The following is a 674-nucleotide window of genomic DNA, read 5'->3' as shown; positions in this document are numbered from 1 at the left end:
CGACGCGAATACCAGTCGAGTACGGCCACCAGGTACACAAATCCACGCGCCAAGCGGATATACGTAATGTCCGTACTCCAGACCTGGTTGGGCCGTGTCACCACCACGCCTCGAAGCAAATAGGGATACACCGTGTGCTGCGGGTGTGGGCGACTGGTATTCGGCCCCGGGGCCATGCCCGCAAGGCCCAGTATGCCCATCAGTCGTTGCACCCGCTTGCGGTTGATCGGGTGTCCGACCCCGCGCAGGTACTGCCGGATCTTGCGGCTGCCGTAAAATGGATGCCGGGTGTATTCCGCGTCAATCAGTCCCAGCAATGTCAATTCCTGCTCGTCTGGTGTGGCGACTGGGTGTGGCGCATAGAGCGTGGACCGCGTCACCCCGGCCAGTGCACATTGCCGGGTCAGTGGCAGTGGTTCATGGGGGCTCACCCAGCCTGTCCGTGCGGCTACAGGCATAGCCCAGACTTTTTTTTGAGCCAGTCCAGTTCCATCTTGAGCCGCCCGATCTCGGAGTAGAGCCGCTCAGGACTCGCCGACGGGTCAGCCGGTTTCGGACCACGCTTGGCGTCGAAGAGGTCTGCCGCCTGTTCGTGCAGTTCCTTCTTCCACTGCCCGACCTGAGTTGGATGGACCCCGTATTCCTGGGCAATCTCGTTCACCGACTTGACCGCT

General features: G+C 61.4%; 2 protein-coding genes. Both read right to left on the bottom strand.

What is annotated here, in order from left to right; all coding sequences use genetic code 11:
• The coding region (locus E8D52_18660) for an IS3 family transposase (GenBank protein TKB65092.1) at positions 1 to 458 on the bottom strand (458 nt) is incomplete at its 3' end.
• Positions 449 to 674, bottom strand: a 226-nt coding sequence (locus E8D52_18655) for a helix-turn-helix domain-containing protein (GenBank protein ID TKB65091.1), incomplete at its 5' end; no start/stop codon positions are given. The genes E8D52_18660 and E8D52_18655, both read right to left, overlap by 10 nt.

The organism is Nitrospira sp. (genome assembly GCA_005116745.1).
GTDB lineage: Bacteria > Nitrospirota > Nitrospiria > Nitrospirales > Nitrospiraceae > Nitrospira_D.
The sequence above is the reverse complement of the archived record's forward strand: the minus strand, read 5'-3'. Positions and strand labels throughout refer to the sequence as shown.